The sequence below is a fragment of the Acetobacter estunensis genome, assembly GCF_019083805.1.
GTDB classification, from domain to species: Bacteria; Pseudomonadota; Alphaproteobacteria; order Acetobacterales; family Acetobacteraceae; genus Acetobacter; species Acetobacter estunensis_A.
Map to the genome: position 1 here is coordinate 1 of NZ_JAHRDV010000135.1, position 249 is coordinate 249.

General features: G+C 62.7%; 1 pseudogene. It reads left to right on the forward strand.

Annotated features, from left to right (window positions below):
- Window positions 1-249, forward strand: a pseudogene (locus KUA11_RS17625) (hypothetical protein); the annotation flags it as partial.

Consider the following 249-nt stretch of genomic DNA (forward strand, 5'->3'; position numbering starts at 1 on the left):
GAAGGTAGCAGAGGGACGCGAACTGTTTCTCGACCTTAAACTGCACGACATTCCCAACACCGTCGGGGCGGCTGTGGGTAGCCTGAATCGTCTTTCACCCGCCATGCTGACCATCCATGCCAGCGGCATAAGCGAACTCGAGACCCAGCTTGATGGCATCGACATGGGGGGAGACGGCGTTCGCCCGGCGGGTCGCTTCAGCCGGATCACGGGTGTCGAGGGCGGCAATCAGGCGCGTGCGACGTGTGG